2 rRNA genes are annotated in these 2,637 nt (G+C 57.4%); both read right to left on the reverse strand.

From position 1 onward, the window contains the following. Positions 1-630, reverse strand: a 23S ribosomal RNA gene (locus QSK26_RS41355); the annotation flags it as partial. A 351-nt stretch (positions 631-981) separates the two neighbouring features. Then, a 16S ribosomal RNA gene (locus QSK26_RS41360) occupies positions 982-2,501 on the reverse strand. Positions 2,502-2,637 lie beyond the last annotated feature (136 nt).

A 2,637-nucleotide genomic window follows, 5' to 3' on the forward strand; every position in this document is an offset into this window, starting at 1 on the left:
CTACGCTCCTACGGCTTGTAGGCACACGGTTTCAGGTACTATTTCACGACCCCTCACCGGGGCACTTTTCACCTTTCCCTCACGGTACTCGTGCACTATCGGTCATCAGGAAGTATTTAGGCTTACCAGGTGGTCCTGGCAGATTCACACAGGATTCCTCGAGCCCCGTGCTACTTGGGATACCCTCAAACAGTCGACAAGATTTCGCCTACCCGACTATCACGGTCTACGGCAGCCCATCCCAGAGCATTCAACTATCCCATCGATTTATCACTGCCCAAGAGAACAGCGGCTCTCTCAAGAAGGTCCCACAACCCCGCACACGCAACGCCCGCCGGCTATCACACGCATACGGTTTAGCCTCCTCCGCTTTCGCTCACCACTACTCACGGAATCACTATTGTTTTCTCTTCCTACGGGTACTGAGATGTTTCACTTCCCCGCGTTACCACCAACCGCCCTATACATTCAGACGGCGGCAACACCACATGACTGGTGCTAGGTTTCCCCATTCGGACATCCCCGGATCAACGTCTGGTTGGCGACTCCCCGAGGCATAACGCAGCCTCCCACGTCCTTCATCGGCTCCTGATGCCAAGGCATCCACCGTGTGCCCTAAAAAACTTGGCCACAAAGATGCTCGCGTCCACTATGCAAATCTCAAACAACAACCAGAAACCAGACCCCAACCGACACCAAACCCAGCACACACGTGCTGGTGGTATGTCGGAGAGCCGGCCCTGCAAGGAAACAACCGCCAACGCGGCCCGTTCCCTCAGGACCCAACAGTGTGCCCAGAACCAGCAGCCCCCACCGAAGCCTTCCCACTCCCACGAAACCGCAGGCGGTACCAACAACGGCGACCAACCACCGAACTGAATAACCAGTGCTCCACTAATGAGCTCGACCACGCACCGGACATCCGCCGATGAACGCAGCCATGCACCCCGATGCCGCAGCACCGAAGCGAGTGCTCCTTAGAAAGGAGGTGATCCAGCCGCACCTTCCGGTACGGCTACCTTGTTACGACTTCGTCCCAATCGCCAGCCCCACCTTCGACCGCTCCCCCCACAAGTGGTTGGGCCACGGGCTTCGGGTGTTGCCGACTTTCGTGACGTGACGGGCGGTGTGTACAAGGCCCGGGAACGTATTCACCGCAGCGTTGCTGATCTGCGATTACTAGCGACTCCGACTTCATGGGGTCGAGTTGCAGACCCCAATCCGAACTGAGACCGGCTTTTAGGGATTCGCTCCACCTCACGGTATCGCAACCCTCTGTACCGGCCATTGTAGCATGTTTGCAGCCCAAGACATAAGGGGCATGATGACTTGACGTCATCCCCACCTTCCTCCGAGTTGACCCCGGCAGTCTCCCATGAGTCCCCACCACCCCGAAAGGCGTGCTGGCAACATGGAACAAGGGTTGCGCTCGTTGCGGGACTTAACCCAACATCTCACGACACGAGCTGACGACAGCCATGCACCACCTGTCACCCGGTCCAAAAGGAAGCCCCCATCTCTGAGGATTTCCAGGTGATGTCAAACCTTGGTAAGGTTCTTCGCGTTGCGTCGAATTAAGCAACATGCTCCGCCGCTTGTGCGGGCCCCCGTCAATTCCTTTGAGTTTTAGCCTTGCGGCCGTACTCCCCAGGCGGGGCGCTTAATGCGTTAGCTACGGCACGGAATCCGTGGAAGGACCCCACACCTAGCGCCCAACGTTTACAGCGTGGACTACCAGGGTATCTAATCCTGTTCGCTCCCCACGCTTTCGCTCCTCAGCGTCAGGTAAGGCCCAGAGAACCGCCTTCGCCACCGGTGTTCCTCCTGATATCTGCGCATTTCACCGCTACACCAGGAATTCCGTTCTCCCCTACCTACCTCTAGCCAGCCCGTATCCACCGCCGAACCCGAGTTAAGCCCGAGTCTTTCACGGCAGACGCGACAAGCCACCTACGAGCTCTTTACGCCCAATAATTCCGGACAACGCTTGCGCCCTACGTATTACCGCGGCTGCTGGCACGTAGTTAGCCGGCGCTTCTTCTACAGGTACACGTCAACTTCGTCCCTGCTGAAAGAGGTTTACAACCCGAAGGCCGTCATCCCCCACGCGGCGTCGCTGCGTCAGGCTTTCGCCCATTGCGCAATATTCCCCACTGCTGCCTCCCGTAGGAGTCTGGGCCGTGTCTCAGTCCCAGTGTGGCCGGTCGCCCTCTCAGGCCGGCTACCCGTCGTCGCCTTGGTAGGCCACTACCCCACCAACAAGCTGATAGGCCGCGAGTCCATCCCTGACCGAAAAACTTTCCACCACCACCGATGCCGATAGCAGTCATATCCGGTATTAGACCCGGTTTCCCAGGCTTATCCCGAAGTCAAGGGCAGGTTACTCACGTGTTACTCACCCGTTCGCCGCTCGAGTACCCCGAAGGGCCTTTCCGCTCGACTTGCATGTGTTAAGCACGCCGCCAGCGTTCGTCCTGAGCCAGGATCAAACTCTCCAAACAATGTTTTCGAGAAAATCCCGGCCGATACAATCAGTATCAACCAAAGGAATCCGTCACAGACAACATGACGGGGTTAATTCATCATGCACTGGCTTTTAGCACACTGTTGAGTTCTCAAGAAACGGACGCGAACACC

Source organism: Microtetraspora sp. NBRC 13810 (assembly GCF_030268685.1).
GTDB lineage: Bacteria > Actinomycetota > Actinomycetes > Streptosporangiales > Streptosporangiaceae > BSRQ01.